Source organism: Jeotgalibaca sp. A127, from assembly GCF_052266745.1.
In the GTDB taxonomy this organism is placed as follows: Bacteria; Bacillota; Bacilli; order Lactobacillales; family Aerococcaceae; genus Jeotgalibaca.
Genome location: NZ_JBQPRC010000005.1, coordinates 54,080 through 71,850, shown reverse-complemented (window position 1 = coordinate 71,850; position 17,771 = coordinate 54,080). Strand labels below are relative to the sequence as shown.

At 45.6% G+C, this 17,771-nt stretch carries 19 protein-coding genes; 6 read left to right on the top strand and 13 right to left on the bottom strand.

Annotation, left to right across the window (positions count from 1 at the left end; genetic code table 11):
* Positions 1-7: 7 nt before the first annotated feature.
* On the bottom strand, positions 8-1,009 hold the full coding sequence (locus ACTVAI_RS07045) for a hypothetical protein (RefSeq protein ID WP_443486259.1): 1,002 nt from the start codon (positions 1,007-1,009) through the stop codon (positions 8-10).
* Between the two features lie 330 nt (positions 1,010-1,339).
* On the opposite strand from ACTVAI_RS07045, the gene ACTVAI_RS07040 reads away from it, so the two are divergent.
* Complete coding sequence (locus tag ACTVAI_RS07040; RefSeq protein WP_443486258.1) at positions 1,340-1,999, top strand: hypothetical protein; 660 nt, start codon at positions 1,340-1,342, stop codon at positions 1,997-1,999.
* Between the two features lie 142 nt (positions 2,000-2,141).
* Here ACTVAI_RS07040 and ACTVAI_RS07035 read toward each other — a convergent pair whose 3' ends face one another.
* The 3 genes from ACTVAI_RS07035 to ACTVAI_RS07025 form a co-directional block, all read right to left on the bottom strand.
* Complete coding sequence (locus ACTVAI_RS07035; RefSeq protein ID WP_443486257.1) at positions 2,142-2,993, bottom strand: carbohydrate ABC transporter permease; 852 nt, start codon at positions 2,991-2,993, stop codon at positions 2,142-2,144.
* Positions 2,986-3,858: a carbohydrate ABC transporter permease gene (locus ACTVAI_RS07030; protein ID WP_443473200.1), complete on the bottom strand. Its 873-nt coding sequence runs from the start codon at positions 3,856-3,858 to the stop codon at positions 2,986-2,988. Before ACTVAI_RS07030 ends, ACTVAI_RS07035 begins: the two co-directional genes overlap by 8 nt.
* Positions 3,859-3,923: 65 nt before the next feature.
* Complete coding sequence (locus tag ACTVAI_RS07025) at positions 3,924-5,168, bottom strand: ABC transporter substrate-binding protein (protein WP_443486256.1); 1,245 nt, start codon at positions 5,166-5,168, stop codon at positions 3,924-3,926.
* A gap of 203 nt (positions 5,169-5,371) precedes the next feature.
* Between ACTVAI_RS07025 and ACTVAI_RS07020 the strand changes: the two genes are divergently transcribed.
* Positions 5,372-5,998: a DUF937 domain-containing protein gene (locus ACTVAI_RS07020; protein ID WP_443486255.1), complete on the top strand. Its 627-nt coding sequence runs from the start codon at positions 5,372-5,374 to the stop codon at positions 5,996-5,998.
* A 262-nt stretch (positions 5,999-6,260) separates the two neighbouring features.
* On the opposite strand, the gene ACTVAI_RS07015 is transcribed toward ACTVAI_RS07020, so the two are convergent.
* The 4 genes from ACTVAI_RS07015 to ACTVAI_RS07000 form a co-directional block, all read right to left on the bottom strand.
* Positions 6,261-7,880, bottom strand: a complete 1,620-nt coding sequence (locus tag ACTVAI_RS07015) for a glycoside hydrolase family 13 protein (RefSeq protein ID WP_443486254.1) — start codon at positions 7,878-7,880, stop codon at positions 6,261-6,263.
* Between the two features lie 96 nt (positions 7,881-7,976).
* Complete coding sequence (locus ACTVAI_RS07010) at positions 7,977-8,399, bottom strand: PTS sugar transporter subunit IIA (RefSeq protein WP_443486253.1); 423 nt, start codon at positions 8,397-8,399, stop codon at positions 7,977-7,979.
* 62 nt (positions 8,400-8,461) lie between these two features.
* The gene (locus ACTVAI_RS07005; RefSeq protein ID WP_443486252.1) at positions 8,462-9,673 is read right to left on the bottom strand and encodes an MFS transporter; all 1,212 of its coding nucleotides are present in this window, start codon (positions 9,671-9,673) and stop codon (positions 8,462-8,464) included.
* A gap of 41 nt (positions 9,674-9,714) precedes the next feature.
* Positions 9,715-10,404, bottom strand: coding sequence for an RluA family pseudouridine synthase (locus ACTVAI_RS07000; RefSeq protein WP_443473194.1), 690 nt, complete (start codon positions 10,402-10,404; stop codon positions 9,715-9,717).
* A gap of 104 nt (positions 10,405-10,508) precedes the next feature.
* On the opposite strand from ACTVAI_RS07000, the gene ACTVAI_RS06995 reads away from it, so the two are divergent.
* The gene (locus ACTVAI_RS06995) at positions 10,509-11,372 is read left to right on the top strand and encodes a nuclease-related domain-containing protein (RefSeq protein ID WP_443486251.1); all 864 of its coding nucleotides are present in this window, start codon (positions 10,509-10,511) and stop codon (positions 11,370-11,372) included.
* A 111-nt stretch (positions 11,373-11,483) separates the two neighbouring features.
* On the opposite strand, the gene ACTVAI_RS06990 is transcribed toward ACTVAI_RS06995, so the two are convergent.
* Genes ACTVAI_RS06990 through ACTVAI_RS06970 form a run of 5 tightly spaced genes read right to left on the bottom strand, consistent with a single transcriptional unit; the run spans position 11,484 to position 14,798 of the window.
* Positions 11,484-12,461: a CehA/McbA family metallohydrolase gene (locus ACTVAI_RS06990; RefSeq protein WP_443486250.1), complete on the bottom strand. Its 978-nt coding sequence runs from the start codon at positions 12,459-12,461 to the stop codon at positions 11,484-11,486.
* Positions 12,412-12,885 (bottom strand): hypothetical protein, encoded by a 474-nt coding sequence (locus tag ACTVAI_RS06985; RefSeq protein ID WP_443486249.1) that lies wholly within the window; start codon positions 12,883-12,885, stop codon positions 12,412-12,414. The genes ACTVAI_RS06990 and ACTVAI_RS06985 overlap by 50 nt, the downstream gene beginning before the upstream one ends.
* A gap of 16 nt (positions 12,886-12,901) precedes the next feature.
* Positions 12,902-13,210 (bottom strand): ABC transporter permease subunit, encoded by a 309-nt coding sequence (locus ACTVAI_RS06980; RefSeq protein WP_443486248.1) that lies wholly within the window; start codon positions 13,208-13,210, stop codon positions 12,902-12,904.
* Complete coding sequence (locus ACTVAI_RS06975; protein ID WP_443486247.1) at positions 13,207-14,127, bottom strand: ABC transporter ATP-binding protein; 921 nt, start codon at positions 14,125-14,127, stop codon at positions 13,207-13,209. Before ACTVAI_RS06975 ends, ACTVAI_RS06980 begins: the two co-directional genes overlap by 4 nt.
* A gap of 5 nt (positions 14,128-14,132) precedes the next feature.
* Positions 14,133-14,798 carry a glycerophosphodiester phosphodiesterase gene (locus ACTVAI_RS06970; protein ID WP_443486246.1) on the bottom strand — a complete coding sequence of 222 codons (666 nt, stop codon included), beginning with the start codon at positions 14,796-14,798 and terminating at the stop codon, positions 14,133-14,135.
* A 233-nt stretch (positions 14,799-15,031) separates the two neighbouring features.
* Here ACTVAI_RS06970 and ACTVAI_RS06965 point away from each other — a divergent pair, with 233 nt between their 5' ends.
* The 3 genes from ACTVAI_RS06965 to ACTVAI_RS06955 are packed head-to-tail and all read left to right on the top strand — an operon-like array spanning position 15,032 to position 17,611.
* Entirely contained in the window at positions 15,032-16,294 is a 1,263-nt protein-coding gene (locus ACTVAI_RS06965; RefSeq protein WP_443473187.1) for a M20/M25/M40 family metallo-hydrolase, read from the top strand.
* A 5-nt stretch (positions 16,295-16,299) separates the two neighbouring features.
* Positions 16,300-17,112, top strand: a complete 813-nt coding sequence (locus tag ACTVAI_RS06960; RefSeq protein WP_443473186.1) for a DUF3100 domain-containing protein — start codon at positions 16,300-16,302, stop codon at positions 17,110-17,112.
* Between the two features lies 1 nt (position 17,113).
* Positions 17,114-17,611, top strand: coding sequence for a hypothetical protein (locus ACTVAI_RS06955; RefSeq protein ID WP_443486245.1), 498 nt, complete (start codon positions 17,114-17,116; stop codon positions 17,609-17,611).
* Positions 17,612-17,771: the final 160 nt, after the last annotated feature.

The following is a 17,771-nucleotide window of genomic DNA, read 5'->3' as shown; positions in this document are numbered from 1 at the left end:
CTTCGTGTCAAGCAAGTGTCACGCGGATGCTCTTCACTTCTTTATTTCGAATTGCGCGTGCCCCTTGGTCGTCCACCCACTCGTCTTCAATCGCGATTTCGTGATCATCCAGGTAGGTGAGTGTGTATCGGACCGGTCTGACACCATCTTTTCCGTACGTATTTTGTTTGGTTTCATTGACATACGTGACGTCAATGGCCCCGAATAATTTGAATTGGACCGTACCGTCTTCCTGGAATAATCCTTGATGCAGGACCGGTCGTAATTGGAACCCGAGCTGGTCGGTGTACGTGAATGGCGTCTCACCGATGAACATCCGGACCCACATCTCCAGAAATTCAACGGTCGATCCACTCAAACGAGCCACAAAACCCTTGCCATGGATGCTCGGATCCGGATTGGCGGAGCTGGCGATAAAGGATGAATTTTCCAAAATACTGCGGCCGTATACGGCTGGATCCAAATTCGGAATCAGCATCGTTTGGCTATCTTCATAGAATTCTTCATACAGGCCGCTCTTCAGAATTTCCAATAAATACTTATAGGACATGTGCAGGAATACCGATTCATTTTCCAACCAGCCGCGGGTGAAAAACCTCGCCCTTCCCAGCTCGATTGGTTCGTCGGTCAGCGGTGTGCTGGTTTTGTACATGTTGAGTTTGCGGTCGAATATTTCCGACTTTCGCACGGCTTCATAGAGTTGGCGTGCTTCAACCGGATTGGCGGTCACTTTCATCTTTTTGACGACGCCCTCCAGGAACGGTGTCACCGCATGGGCTGAAAAATGGTCCGCTTCTTTATCAAAGTAAAAGTAAGTCGGCAGGAGCCCGTCGCTGTTGTAGGCTTCGACCGCTGTCACCGCTTCGTCCACCCGCTTGGTGATAGCTGCCAACAAAGGCTTGGCTGCCAGCGTTGACCATTCACCGGATAGACTGTGATAAATATCGGCGCGGTAATTTTCCAATAATGTGGTGGTCCGGTCCCAGAATGCTTGGTCATCTGTAGTCATCGTTTCAAAATGCGCCTGGAGCTTGTCCAGGAAGCGGGTGGCCTCAATCGGCAGAGTCACCGGTCCATCCACCGCGTTAATAATGGTCATAAGGCGTTTCAGTTCATACAGTTCCGATGTGCTGGCGCCAAACAATCCCGGCAATCCGTTCAGGGAATCGTTCCAACCGGGTTTGCCGGCTTCCATCGCAATCCCGTAACCGAATGGCGCGATAGTGGCGGCTTTCACTGCCGTCAACAATACGAGTTTGGCATATAGCGTGGTCGTCAGGGGTTGGTTATCTGGCGTTTGAACCCACTGGCTGGTTTCATTTTCCCCGTGGCGGACCGCATGAAACTGACGGAACCGCTCGCCTTGTTTGATATGCTTCTTCGCGCGCGGTTCTACGAACGCCTTGTTTTGATAGTATTTATAAGGCCGTTCGAAAAACAGTTCCTGTTTCTTGTCCGGGTAAAGGGCCAGATAACTTTCGATCAGGTCGGTGTTATAAGTCCAGTGATCGATCCAAAACCCTTCGCCGTGGTCCGCTTCCAGATTTTCGGTACTTTCGCTGAGAACGAAGACGTTGTCGTCAATGAATTCTTTTATGAAGTTTACCGCCGGGTCTGGAATGAAAGCATCCAGTTCATGATCCCATTGTATGCGGTGCTGGCTTTTTCCTGGGTTAATTACCGTGTCATAGCGACGTTTGCTCCAGTGGTGATGCCGGTTTTCGTGGTGTTGTGGGTCATTATTTTTTTGACTATCAGTTACTTCTTTATATTTTATGGAACCCTGGCAGGTTCACCTTGGCAGAAACTGAAGGATAGTCTGGTTTTGCCGTGGGTGTTCCCGTTGCAATCGTTAGGGATGCTTGTAGGTGTTGGAGCGATTTGGCTGTTGAACTGGCGCTTTTCGGTGATCGGCATTCTGTTTTTGTTCAGCGCCCCTGTAGCCTTGTATTATTATTTGTTGCGGAAAAAGTATTGGCGGCATTTCCGCGTGAAATGATGAAATAAAAATTGATTTTGAAGATTCTAGTTCCGACTTTTGGGTTGAAGTCGGAACTAGAATCTTTTTTGAGGGTTTTTCTTCCGATTTTTAAAAAAACTCAGCAGTAAATGTGCCTACTCACACATATACTGCCGAGTTCTTATCCTTTCAATCCGGTTGTGATATTTGCATCGGTAATGTACCGTTGGAATACAATAAACACGAGTAGCAACGGAATAATCGAGACGACGGATGCGGCGATAAGAATGGTCCAGTTGATATTCTCGGCGCCGACCAAGCCTCTGAGGGCAACTTGCAACGTGTAGTTTTTGGGATCGTTCAAAACAATCAATGGCCAAACATAGTCATTCCAACGCCATTGAAATGAAAAAATACTGAGTGTCAGGATGACAGGCTTAGCAATCGGAAACATGATGCGTGCGAAAATTTGCCCATCGGTTGCGCCATCGATTCGTGCAGATTCAACGAGGTCGTCGGGCACGGATACGAAAAAGGTTCGGAACATAAAAATGCCGGTTGCGGTATTGATGGACGGAATGATGATGCCCGCCAGGCTATCGTACAGTCCGAGTTCACGGATAATAATGAACACTGGGTTCATGATAACTTCAGTTGGCAGCATCGTCGTTGCGATGATACAAATGAAAAAGAAATTAAGCCATTTTTGGTCGTATTTAGCAAAAGCGTAGCCACAGGTCGCACTGGCAAATACGGTCAAGATGGTAGTTACAACAGAAGAAATCATGGTGTTGCCAAAGTACCGAAAAAAATCCAGACTATTCCAGGCTGCATTATAGTTTTGGAGTGTCGGGTTTTCCGGCAAGATACTCAATGGATATGTGAATAATTCCGAGCCAGGTTTGAAGGAACTTAACACAAACCAGAGTAAGGGAAAACTATATAGCACAACAACAATCAGGAGTGCTGTTGTAAGCAAGATTGTCGCGGTCCTGTCGTGTAGCTTTGAAATATCGTAGGTTTTTTTAGTCACGTTTCTTCCCCCCTATTCGCATTTGCACGAGACCCAGCAATAGCAGGATGGCGAAGAGCACCATCGATGCGGCACTCGCATAGCCCACTCGTCTTTTTTCGAAACCAGTTTGGTAGATGTATTGCACGATAAAAACGTTCGACGTCCCTGGTCCACCACCAGTCAATGATTGGACGAGCGCGAATTCTTTCATGGACCCAATGGATCCCAACAAGATAACCATGAAGGAGGTCGGCTTGATGGACGGCAAGGTAATGTTCCAGAACTTTTGTCGACTATTTGCCCCATCCATGTCGGCTGCCTCATAGAGCGAGGCCGGAATATTTTTTAGCGCATTAGAAAATTGGAGCATGTTGAAGGCTGTCCCACCCCATAGAGCAGCCATGACGATTACTGAGAAGGCAGCATTTGCACTGGACGACCACGGAAGCGGTTCGCCACCAATGACGGAAATAACATAGTTGATAAATCCGAAATGTTCCCCAAAGAGCCATTTCCAAATGACCCCGGCAATGATTCCCGAGATGGTCCAGGGTAGGAAGATAACAATCCGTCCCAAGCCGCGTCCCTTGGCATATTTACTGTTGAGGAGCAAGGCGATGCTCAAGGAAACGACATAAATCAGTGGTACAAGCGTAATGGCATAGCGGAAGGTTCGCAAGAGCGCACGGTAGAAACTTGGGTCCTGGAATAATTCCGTATAATTTTCAAAGCCGATGAAGTTCGGCGTTGAGAAGCCTTTATAATCCGTTAGTGAATAATAAAACCCGAGAATTGCGGGTAGTAAAAAGAATAGGATAAATAAGATGATATTGGTACCGGTGAAGATGAGCGGCCATTTATTTCTTTTTAATTTTGTTAGCAATTCCCTTCCCTCCTTTATTTAAAAAAACGGATTAGATCCGGAAATCAGGATCTAATCCGGGGTGTTTATTTTTCTAAATACCCATTGTTATAATCTTCGATGGTATTCTCAATCACTGTGTCGATCTCAATCTCGTCATTCAAATATTGAACGACTGAATCACGGTAAGCACCGGTCAGTCCTGTATAACCACGCATCGTCCGGGACACGCCATCGGATGTTTGTTTACCGGAAACTTCATCGGCTGCTGTGATTTCGTTGATATAAATATCGTAAGCTTCTTGGCCACTATCATATTCAACGCTCACGCCCTCAAGTGCAGGTAAGTATCCCGCATAAGTCGCTAGTTGCGTGTAATTTTCTGGTTGGTAAAGCCACTCGATAAAGGCGCGGCCCCCTTCTGGGTTTGCCCCATTTTCAAAGCCAACCATGAAGTTACCGCCCATATTGGTTGCACGTACTTCTTCATAAGGCATATAAACAGCTTTCCATTCGAAATCGATATTTTCCGAGAAGTCTTTTATTTGCCAGCTACCAGACATGTAAGCTGGGATTTGACCACTCTTGAACATTGCGGAAGCATCTTCACCAGCAGTCCAGACCGATTTCGGCATGATACCGTTGTTATTGAGTTCCTTGAAATATTCAATTGCTTCAATCGTTTCTTCGTCAGTCATGTAAGAAGTTTCATCTTCATTCAAGAAGAAATCTTTACCGCCAAATTGATAAGTAAATGCACGGAGACGGTGGTCTGAAGCATCCATCACAAGTCCGAAACGGGCGTCCGTTTTGTCCATGATTTCTTCTAGTCCGGCCACGAATTCATCCCAAGTCCAAATATCATCTTCGGAAGTCGGATAGGAAACACCGGCTTCGTCATAAAGTTCAGTATTGATGAACATACCCACCGCGGTGATATCGGTCGGGATCGCTTTGACAACGCCCTCTTCATTTTTTATGGTGATGGATTCAATCGTTTTCGCTGATTCTGCGACATCAGATAAGTCCATCAGGTAATCTGCCCAATCAGGTACGACACCTGATACACGCGCAACATCCGGCGCGTCATCGGATTGGACAGCAGTGGAAATTTTTGTTGTTAAATCGGCGTAAGGGACGTCGGTCACTTCAACGTGAACGCCGGTTTCTTCCTCGTACTTTTCTGCCATTTGCGCATAGGCGCTCCCTTCAGAAACGTCTCCGGAAACATATAAAGTGACGGTGTCGGAATCTCCGCCTGAATTACCACAGGCCGCTAAAGAAATAAAACTACCTGCGATAAGCATTGGTAAAATAAACTTCTTATTCATTTATAATTCCTCCTTTTATATTGCCCTGTGTTAATCACTGGGCATTGTGTGTCCGCTTTCATTTTATCATGGGAATTTGAATTTGGGAAATGTGAACTGTTTAATCAAAATTAGATAGACACTCTAGAGAAGGGCTTTTATTTGTATGTATTCGGTTTCTTTTATAAAATGAAAATATCTATTAAAGAAACGGGGTATTTAAAATGGGATTATTTGATAATGTAGGAAGTTTACTGGATTTATTTGTGGATAACGATCAGGCCGCTGAAAAGCAAACGTTGGCGAAACGTGCGGATGTCAGTGCGACTGACTTTGGCAAAGTTGCGGCTGTAGGTTTGCCGGCCATTTTACAAGCCCTGCAACGTAACGCGGCAGATGAAAAAGGCTTGGAATCGCTAAACGAGGCTTTGACGAAACACCAGGATGTCAAACAGTATCAATCAGTCAATCAAGTGGCGGAACAAGTGGATCCGGAAGACGGCGACAAGATTCTGGGCCATGTGTTCAACGACAAAGGTTCGATAATTGACCGGATTGCAAATTCCGTTGGGATGTCACCTGCTGCGGTCAAACGTGTATTGGTGTTGTTGGCACCGGTCGTATTGAAATATCTAGCAGACATGAAAAATGAAAAGCATCTTGATAAAGCGGGTGTACAGAAAGAAACGCAAGCAACTGCTAAAAAAGTGACGAAGTCCTTACAAGAAGATACCCGCAAGAAAGGCTTATTGGGTGAATTACTCGGCGGCTTAGCAGGCGGAAATGATGCCAAGAAGGCCAAAGATAGTGATGATGGTATTTTGGATGATGTATTGAAAATGTTCTTTTAATTGAAATAGCCGAGAGTGGGAAAAAAGGCGTTTAGCCCCGGATCACTGGAGCGAATAAGCGGAAGGTGGTCGCAGACCATCTGAGCATTATTATGGGGGCACTGTGGGCTGACCGCCCAAGTGTATCATGGTTGTAAGCTGCTGAAGCAGCAACAACCATGACAAAGTGACGCCGGGGCTGCCTTTTTGAGCACGTTTACGAAGCAAATATTCGGTTAAATAGCCGGGGCTGGGAAATAACTCCCAGCCCCGGCTATTTTTATTAGCTTAGCACCTTCACCGCAAATGCTTCATAAGGTTCCAATTTAATACCTGCTAAATGATCATACGTCTTATTGTAGTTGCTGATAATTGTCTCAGTTGGCGTAGTTTTTAAATCCAATCTTGCTTCAAAATCGCTCAAATTTGCGACCACTACCCATTTCTCCCCTTCATACTCCCTCTCATATGCAAAAATAGTTTCGTGGTCCGGAAGCAGTAAGGTGTAGTTGCCATGGACGATGAGCAGGTTTTGTTTCCGCAGTTGAATCAGTTTTTGATAGGTATAGAAAACGGAATTTGGATCTTCTAGAGCATTGGCCACGTTGACGGTTTCGTGGTTCGGATTGGCTGGAATCCACGGTTCGTTAGTTGTGAATCCTGCGTTTTTAGTATCCTTCCACTGCATCGGGGTGCGCGCATTGTCACGACTTTTCGCATTGAGGGATTCAAAAATAGCCGCTTCGTCATACCCGGAACCTAGGCGGTCATGGTACATATTAATCGTTTCGATATCCCGTGCTTGGGAAATATCGGAAAGTTCGAGGTTGGTCATCCCAATCTCTTCACCTTGATAGATATAAGGCGTTCCTTTCATCAAATGCAACAGAATCGCGAAAAGCTTCGCACTTTCAACGCGGTATTCGTTGTCGTTACCCCATCGTGAAACAATACGCGGGGTGTCATGATTATTCCAGAAAAGACTGTTCCAGCTGTTTTCACCAATTTCGGTTTGCCACTTTGTCAGTGTCTTTTTCAAATCAATGATATTCAGCGGTTTGAGGTCCCATTTTGACTTGCCGGGTTGCTCATCCAGACCGATATGTTCAAATTGGAATACCATGGAAAGTTCTTTGCGCAGCGGGTCTGAGTACAGCGGTGCATCGGCCGGTGTCGCACTCCACGTTTCGCCTACGGTCATCACATCGTAATTCCCAAAGGATCTGTGATTCATTTCCTGGATATAATCATGCAGTTTCGGCCCATTGGTAATGATTTTTTCATCGGGAACTTTACCGATGTGATCAATGACATCCATTCTAAAGCCAGCAATACCTTTTTCCAGCCAGAATGTCATCATTTCGTAAATTTTGTTGCGCATCTCTTCATTTTCCCAGTTCAAATCAGGTTGTTTTTTACTATATAAGTGCAAGTAATACTGGCCGCTTGCTTCGTCGAATTCCCATGCTGGACCACTGAATGTTGATTTCATGTCATTTGGCACACCGCCTTCAACGGGATCACGCCAAATATAGTAATCGCGGTAAGGATTGTCCTTGCCTTTTTTTGCTTCCAGGAACCATTCATGTTCGTCGGAAGTATGATTTACGACCAGGTCCATGATGATGCCGATATTGCGTTTTTTTGCTTCATTAATAAGATTATCCAAATCTTCCATGGTCCCGAACTCAGGATTGATTGCTTGGTAATCGCTGATATCATAGCCGTTGTCATCGCCAGGGGATCGGTACACCGGCCCCAACCAAATGACATCAACACCTAGTTTTTCAAGGTAATCCAGATGTGAAATAATGCCGGGAATATCCCCAATGCCGTCGCCATTTGAGTCTTGAAAACTCCGAGGATAGATTTGATAAATCACACTGTTTTTCCACCAATTCATTCTTTTACCTCCAATTCGTAAACGCTTACGTTGTCTATATTAGCAAACAAAAGTAATGCTATCAATTAGAATAAAAAAACACTATCCAGTTTGAAACTAGATAGCATTCTCAAGTATTTTTTTCAATAACAATTCTAATTGTTCCTGATTTTTCGAATTCACATTTTCTTGCAGAAATTGGGCAATTTGGCGGACGACATTGAGATGGGCTTCGTCATCTGCAGCTGAAAAGGCGATGACGGTATCGACGGGATCATTCGCCGGGTTGCCAAAATTGATTGGTTTTTTCAGGGTGATGATAGCCGCACCGGTCTTTAAAGCACCTAATTCCGGGCGTTGGTGTGGGATTGCGACTCCAGGTGCAATGACGAAATAGCGTGTATTGCTCTCGTAGGTCTGGATCATTTTGCCGACGTAACGTTCGGTAACGTACCCCGCTTCAATCAAGAGATTCCCTGCCATACGGATGGCATGGGCACCATTTGCTGCGCGTACGTCAAAGGCAGTCAAGTTTTCCATAGAAGCCCCTCCTTTGTTATTTGTTTCTATTATAACGGGACATGAAAAAAAGTGCGAAGTTTTCACTTCACACTTTTGTCTGCTAATAAGATTAAAGCTCCGATCAGGACGGCTACTGCCATGGATGCCACGACAGCCAGAGTATAGCCTCCACTTAAGTCATAACTGAATCCATAAATGGAAATGGCGAAAGCTGCACCAATATTTTGGGTAAAATTCACGATTGGGAAAACTTTTCCAAAATGTTCAATCGGATAAAGATGCTTGATGAAAAGTGCCATACCCACTGCTGTTAAGCCGTAGATGGACCCGAACATGAAACTACCACTCAGCATGAAAATTTGGCTTGCCCCTAAAAGCAACAACCCGAATCCAGAAGTAACTGCCAGGACCATTACCAAATTGGCAAAAATGGCTCCTTTTTTATCATTCAAGACTCCGACCAGCAGTTTGAAAATAATATTTGCAATCATAGCTGCAGAAATCATCATCGCACCAACGGCAGTTGAAAAACCAAAGTCGGTTGCAACGCCTGGTAAATGTTGGACCATGCCCGTTAACGCCGTCGCAAAAATGCTCACCAAAATGACAAGGACAAAGGTTTTTGTTTTGTAGGTGAATGGTTTGACTTCAGATTTGAAATCTCCTGCTTGAGCTGTTTTGACTTGTTCACCATCTTGATAGGGTTCCAGTCCTTCTTGTTGCGGTGTTGCTTTGAATGGAATGAAAAGCGCTGGTAAAGCAAACACCAGGTACAATACAGACTGAATGATGTAACCCGCTTGCCAACCTTGTGACTCCATCAAACTGGAAACGATTGGTGAAAGAATAGCACCTGCCACCCCACCGAAACTGAAAACAAGACTCGTAACTAAACCATGTTTCGCAATAAACCAGTTATTAATAAGAAATTGTAACCCAACAAAGCCAAAGAATGCTGATGAGAAGCCACGAATAAAGCCCAGGACGCTAAACATCCACACTTGACTCGAAAGTGACATTAAAAAAGTCATCACTGCCGCGACTACACTGGCAACGAGGACAATGAGACGATAATCAAATTTCTTTAAGAATGCAGGAACAGATATGGAGCCAACCGCAATCCCAATACTGATGAACGTGGAGTGTAATGAAAATGCTCCTGTTGAAACGCCGATTGCTTGTGAGACGGGCTGGATGTACAGACCATTCAAGTTGATGTTCAAACCGACGGATGAAGCCGCAAGAGCACAGGCTATAATTGTTATTAATACGTATTTTTTACTTTTTGTCATTCATTTACCCTCCTGTTAATTACTTGATTCTACTCCCATTTTCAACTTTCGTCCATAACAGTTGGAAATAAATTCCACGGGTGTTGGTTTGGTGGGCTTGAGTAGATGGTTAGCGGCTCTTTTTTCACAGGATGTTTAAAATGTAATTTCGTCGCCCAAAGTGCGATTTGTTGACCGTGTTTATTGAGATGTGCACCGTATTTCTGGTCGCCGAAAAGTGGCGTGCCATTGCTTGCGAGCTGGACGCGGATTTGGTGTGGTCGGCCGGTATGCAGGTTGACTTTGAGCAGGCTGAAGTTGTTTTTTGTCATCACTGTTTGGTAATCGAGAACGGCTTTTTTGGCTTCCGGATGGTTGGCGTTCACGCTGAAGACCTGATTCTTCTTTCGGTCCTTGTAAAGGTAGTGCGTAAGAGTGCCTGCGTTGGTGCTGGGTTTGCCGTGGACAATGGCAAAATAAGTGCGATCGATCGTGCGTCGGCGCAGCATGTCGGACATGCGCGCGGCGGCTTTGGAGGTTTTGGCAAAAACCATTGCCCCACCAACGGGCCGATCCAAGCGGTGCAGGAGGCCGAGGTATACGTTGCCGGGTTTTTGGTACCGGTGTTTAATGTCATGTTTCAACATTGTAAGGAAATCAAGATCCCCGCTGGCGTCGGCTTGAACCGGGATGTTGACCGGCTTTTCGACAAGAAGAAGATGATTGTCCTCGAACAATATCGGAATTTTCAATGGTGCTGATTCTCCCTTAAAAATAATGCTTCTATCATAACATAAAAAAAACTTTTAGGGACTTTTTGCTTATATATAGGTAGATAGAATAAGGAGATGATGGGATGTTATTGAAGTGTCGCGATGATTTAATTGAGTTGGAACTGATGAAGTGTTTGCGAGGACGGGTTACGTTTAGTGAAAAGGAAGAGCGCCAATTCCGATTTTTTGTGTTGGGGGAAATCGGGGAAAATATAGTCAATAATAAAGCGGCTTGCTTGGAAGGTACCGTCGTGCAAATCCAGGACTTGGTAATTTCCCAAGATCGCATATGCCAAATTGATTTGTTACTGATCGGTTCTCAAAAGATTTATATTTTGGACGCGAAGCACTGGGAAGGTACCTATACGGTGGGACCGGATGGCTTCATGGATTTGACACACGATCCCCTGCACCAATTGGAACGTGCAAAGCGGATGGTTGCGGAAATATTGCGAAAAATGCGAGTGTCCTTGCCGGTTGAGGCGCGGTTGGTATTCACGAATCCCAATGTGACTTTATATGGGTTGACTGCGGAAATGCCGATTGTCTTGCCGCAGCAGCTGGATAGCTATTTTCAAAAAATCCGGATGACAGAAGCTGCAATGTCGGATTGGCAGCTGCGGCTCGGTGAAAGGTTCGTAGGGATGCATGTGAACGATAATCGGTACCGAAAGTTGATGTCATACGATCACGATTCGGTACGGCCGGGGATAATGTGTGGGGAGTGCCGGGGAGTGATGCGAGAACATTCCCGGAAAACGCTTGGTTGTTGCAATTGCGGGTTGACCGAGCCCAAGTTGGTCGGACTGAAGCGGACAAAGAAAGAGTTCGAGCGGTTGTTCCCCCATCATAAAAAACCGGTGGAGTCATTGTATCGTTGGTGCGGTGGCCTTGTATCGAAAAGGTCGATTTATGAGCATACTCGGAAGAATAAAGTGAAAAATTAAATTATAATTCCGAGTTTCGGGAAAAGTCGGAATTATAATTTGCATTTATCAAAAATACTGCCGAGTTCACCCAAAACTCGGCAGTATCTCAACTTTTATTTCCGAACGGATTTACTTTTCAATATAAATAGGGTTGGAAACGAGAAGTAATTCGTTTGTTTTGTCCTTAATCGCGCCCCAGAGTTCGAGGCGGACATAGCCCGGCTGGAGGTGGAGGGAAAGGGTTATTTTTTCTTCGGTAATCGGGATATCCAGATAGACTTCGCCATTGTGGATGATTTTGACCCGGTTTGCGCGCGGATTAAAAGGCGTAAATGCGGGCAGATCAAATGGTTTCGCCTGAATATTCGTTACATAGATCCCGGTCGGAATGGTATCGCCCATATGATGGCTGCCGATTTGCCAATCGAGTTTTGGTCCAAGGGTCAAATAGAAAGCTCCCTTTTCCAATGCTTGGCGGAAACTGGTTGGGGTCAACTGGCCCACTGTTTCGATATAGGTGACAGCGGGATTTTTGTCCAGGCCTTCCAGTCGGTGCCAATCGCGACCGGCACTGGCGGAAATGCGGTAACCCTGGTCAAGCAAATGGGTCCAGCGCGCATACGCTTCCCAACTGGAAAGAGACTCGTCTGGGCAAACTTCATTCCAAATTTCAATGTAATCGACATTTTTCCAATTTTCTACTTCAAAGGACCAATGGCATCCTGTGCACATGGGGCTCCCGATTGCATAAGGATGAGCGATACCCACCAATCCGCCGGCATTTTTGACTTCCTGGATGTGATAATCAATTGTGGTCGGCTGGGCGTCGCGCCAATCAACAAGGTAATCGGCACCGTGAACAAGCATATGGCCGAAATAGGTCGTCCATTCGATCCCGCGCATCGTCACGAGTCCCTTTTCGTCAGCCAACTTTTTAAATTCCGGATAGCCGGAAGCAGTATTGTGGTCGGTTAAAATTAAACCATCGTAACCGAAATTGCTGGCTTCTTGGCATAATTCGGCGACGGTAAAATGGGCATCGCTATGATTCGTGTGGCTATGCAGTTCGACTGCGTATTGCTTCATGGAATCCTCCTTTCGCTTCAACTATGACGTGTGCAATTAGTTCTGGCGAGCAAGTATTATGGACATTCAATTGCAGTTCCCACTCCCCTTTTTTAATGGGCAAGGTCGGAAATCCCAGACTGGACTCTTTTTCAGACAACACTATTTTTTGGTCACTGTCCTTGGTGTGGCGTGCGCCCAGATAGTGATTTTCGTAAGCCAAGGATAGCGTGACCAAATTTTCCACGGGCAAATATTGTTTAGCCATTTCCCATGTGACTTCACTATCCGTATACCGTGGGAGCATCTTCATGATAAAAGGCAAAGCATCTTCATCACTGGCATAGGCAGGTCCGTACTTAAACATTATTTCCAGGATTTCGCAATCATGATCCAAAGTAAACGGCACCCGGATATTGGTTTGGTTATCTTTGGGGGTGATGATGATTATTTTTTCAAGTTTCAAATGCGTGACTCTCCTTTCAAATTAATAACAGCACCATGCCAATCAAGCAGGCTTTATAGGTCATGGGCAGGATAATGGCACGGAAAATTTGCCATTTGTTGGCACCGACATCGCGGGCCGTTTCGATTGCGGTTTCCGGAATACGGGACAGCGCATGTAAAATAATCAAGGTCGTTCCAAATAAATAGAAGTATCCACTCAGGAATAAAATCAAGAGGGTAGGTAGGAAACCAGGTGTTTGCGTCAAATCACAGAGCCACTTAAATGAGAAACGAAAGAACAAGGCCAAAAGATAACTAACAATAATAACTAATAACTTGCTCATAGCCCGACTCCTTTTTCATAATTGATGAATTTTTCGATGTTAAATGTTATCGTCTGTTTCTCATTAAATACACTGGCACTATTTTTTGGCGCGTAGGCTTTAATCACATATTTCCCCGAAAGAATTCGGATTGTTGCATAATGCCCAAAAAGCATTATTGAGTCAACAATCCCGACATAATCGCCTTTACTGCTGTCAAAGATACGGACGTCTTCGGGACGGAAGGCAATTTCCTCAAATGTATTCATTTCTCCACTAAAAGTAGCGACATAGCTGTTTTTAGGATGGTCATAAATTTCGAGGGGCGTTCCAACTTGGACTACCCGCCCTTCTTCCATGACCACAATACGTTGCGATAAGGAGAGTGCTTCAGTACGGTCGTTAGTTGCGAGTATGATAGTCGTCTTCAGTTCGGACTGGATACGTATGAGTTCTTCGTACATATGGGCTCGTGTATCTTCATCCAAATTGGAAAAGGGTTCATCGAGCAGCAAAACTTTCGGTTTCAGGAGTAAAGCCCGTGCGATTGCAACGCGCTGTTGTTGCTCAGTTGTTAGTTGGTGAGGATGTAACTCATCGGTCAACGACATATTCACTATGGCGAGCATGGCGGCGACTTCTCTTTGGATTTGTTTGCGGTTGTGTTTCCGCAAAGTTAATCCAAAAGAAAGGTTTTGGAAAACAGTCATGTGCAGCCACAAGTTATCGCTTGGAAAAACCATGGCGGTTGGGCGCACTTCTGGTAGTAGTTGCGTGATGTCTTTGCCCTGTACCATTACTTCACCTTCCGTGGCGGGGATAAAACCGCCGATTTTCCGCAAGAGGGTTGTTTTTCCACAGCCGCTGGGCCCCAGCAACGTAACCATTTCCCCAGCTTTTATTTTCAAATGAAGGTTTTGAATTTGTAAGTCAAGCACGTCATTTAGCCACCCATCGCCTGTCTGACCACGTTTTGGTAAAGGTAGCTGATAGCATACTTGGTCGTCACGTTTTTGACATCGGCGCTCCGGAAACGGTTGATTTCGGCAAAGTCGTTGACGGTCCAGACGCTAAGGTTCAGGCCTTCTTGGTGGAAACGATTGATGACGCCGTTGGTTGCGAGGCGGTAATTGATATTAATCGTTTCAATGCCTTTTGTGTGACAAGTTTGGATGATTTCGTCGATTTGTGACTTGGTCATTTCCCAGTTCAGATAGAGGTGGGGAATGATGCTCTCGGCGTTATAATAGACTTGCTTCAGGTACATTGGGTCGGGTAAATGAGCCAGATTGACTGCGCCGGACAGGATAATGCGGTCTTGGATATTGTGTTGGGTCGCTAAAGCAAGGACTGATTGTTCGAGATTTGGTTCTTTGAGATCACAGTTCATCAGTGCATCGGAATCGGTTTTCAGGATTTGGAAAGCATTATCGAGGCTGAGCATGGCTTCGGACCAAAATGTTTTATCATGGCTCAAATAAAGTTTCCCTGTTTGCGAGCGGCGGACATCGACTTCAACGCAGGCGATTCCTGCCAGTAACATTTCTTTGATAAATTGCCGGCTGTTATCTGGGGTACCGTCACTGCCGGAGTGTGCTGTAAGCATCATTGCACTCACCCTTTCTTTCTGTTACAGCCTATTATAGGAAAGGGATGTAAATTTATTTAGGCGTTTAATGTAAAGTTTGTGTGGGGAATGTAAAGAATCATTAAAAAGGTTTTCTCCGATCGCCTTTTATCGATTTAGTGACCAATCTTGGGAAAATTACGCCTGTCCCATTGACCCTTTGTTCGTAATTTCGTATAATTACCACGTTGTTTAAGTAAGGAGATGAGTAAAAATTGACTTTTACCGAATATTATCCAGAAATAGCACGTGTGGTCGCTGATATCTGGGACCATCCTGAACTGGGGTATAAGGAGGTCCATACCAAACAGGCGATCGAAAAGTATTTAACCCGCTTAAACCCGAATATCGACATTGACTATTTCAGCACAACTGGAATGAAAGTGACGCTATCTTCCGGGAAACCAAAAACAGTGGCTTTTATCGCCGAACTGGATGCTGTGTATGCCCCAACCCACTTCCATGCAAATAAAGAAACGGGTGCAGCCCACAACTGCGGTCATTATACACAGGTTGGCATTGCCCTGGCGCTCTACACCCATTTATTCAAGACCCGGGCCTTCGAGCAGTTGGACTACAACCTGCAGTTCGTCTTCGTGCCTGCGGAGGAATATCTGGATCTGGCTTACCGCAAGTCGTTGAAGGAACAAGGCATTATCCAGTATTACGGGGGCAAGCCGGAAGCGATGCGCCTAGGGGTGTTTGATGATGTCGATTTCGGCATTTGTGTGCATGCCATCGGCGAATATTTCACCGAACCGACGATTGAGTTGTACTGCGATTTGGCCGGCTTCTTGTACAAGCATTACACATTCGAAGGGAAAGCCAGCCATGCCGGTTTCGATCCTTTTTCCGGGGCGAATGCCTACAGCATGAGCACCCTGTTCAACGTGGCACTGGGCTTGACCCGTCAACATGTGCGCGACGACCAATCGGTGCGGTTTAACCCGATTGTGGCGGAAAGCGACATGTCGACCAACGTCATTCCGAACCGCGTTAAAATCGGAACGGATTTGCGCTGCAAGACAGTCGCATACATGAAAGAAACGGTCAAAAAACTTGATATGGCTGCTAAAGGGAGTGCTATGGCCTTGAATGGTCAGGTTCATATCGATACGGAAATGGGTTATTTACCTTTCGTCCAGGACCGGTATTTGTCTGATTTGGCCCGGGCTGCCTTTGACAAACAAACGGCCATCACTGGGTTGATCACCGATCGTGGCAGCATTGCGGCGGCGGGAGACATCGGCGATTTGTCCTTCCTGTTCCCTTGCCTGCAAATCAGTTATGGCGGTTTCACCGGTTCAATCCACGGCGATGATTTTAAAATGGACGATCCACACTTTGTGTTGGAAACTTTCCCTGCTTACTTGATGCAAGTTTTGGCAGAACTGAATGGAAAATTAGAAGAAGCGCCTGCTTACAAACGGTCCTTTGCCGATTATGAAGCATTATTGGCGTCAATTGTGGAGGAGTAAAAAATATGGAGAAGCAAGAAACTGCTCAAAAGAATGGTACCTTTGTTTGGCTGTTGGCAATGGTTTTGATTATTATTTTCATCGCGGAAATGATCGGTTTTCAATCATTCGCAATCGGCTCATTGCGTGTGAGTGTTTTGCCGTTGGTTTTCGCGGTATTGATTGGCATGATTTTTGGTGTTCCGGCCATTCGCAAAGGTGTTTTGGCGAAAGTCTATTCGAAGGAAAATATCCGTTTCTCGGGTGAAAACTTGATGTTCATCATGTTGCCCTTGATGGCGCGTTACGGTGCTGATGTGGCACCACGTATCGGTGAAATCATCAAGGTCGGCTGGGTTTTCTTGATTCAGGAAATCGGTAACTTAGGGACCATCCTGATTGGGTTACCAATCGCTTTGTTATTGGGTCTGCGTCGCGAGGCAATCGGTGCGACGTTGGGAATTGGCCGTGAAGGCGAACTTTCTTACATCACTGAAAAATATACCTTGAACTCTCCGGAAGGTCGTGGCGTCTTGTCCATGTATCTGATCGGAACCTTGTTCGGGACCATTTTCTTCAGCCTGTTTGCCCCGCTGGTATTGTCATTGGGCTTGGACGTGCGCGCTCTGGCGATGGCCTCCGGCATGGGTTCATCCAGTATGATGACTGCTGCCTCCTCTTCATTGGTCGCTCTTTATCCCGAACAGGAAAGTGTAATCCTTTCTTATGCGGCTGCCAGCCAGTTGTTGACGAGCTTCATGGGCACCTACACGATGGTGTTCCTGGCTGTTCCGTTGCAACGTGTGATGTACCGTTTGTTCACCAAGGAGGAAGTATAGTATGCAAAATCAACACTATTCAATGCGTGAGTTCAAGAAACATGCTCTTATTCTATTATTGAGTGTCGCTTTGATCCTATTCACGCAACAAATCAAATTGGTCAAATATCCGGACGCAACGCCGATCACGGGCACGACATTCGTGGGGTTAGCAGTCCTTTGGGCTTTCTCACTGTTGGGAATCTGGGTATCCAAAGCCACAAAACGCACTAAAATCGGCTTCTTGCAAGAATTCCCGACACTGGGTTGGGTCTCAATCGTATCGTTGGTTTTCTGTCTGGCTTCCGATTTCTTCGTCCAAGCCATCAGCGCGGTCGATTTCCTGTCGATCACAACACCGATTTTGACTTTCGCCGGCATTTCGGTGGCGGACAGTCTGGCTGACCTCAGCAAGACCTCCTGGAAAATCGCGATCGTTGCTGTTTTCGTATTCTCCGGCGCCTATGTTTTGACGTCATTGGTGGCACAATTGGGCTTAATGTTGTCCGGTGCCTTATAAAATCAACAATGAAAAAGAAGCATTCCCATTTCAGGGGATGCTTCTTTTTGTTATCTATCTAGCAGTGTTGAAGGAGTGAAAAACTACCAAGCCCAACATTTTCGTGCAAAAAGCTTCATTAACGATGTAGTAACATCATTGCGTCCTTCTTGGCTGAGAG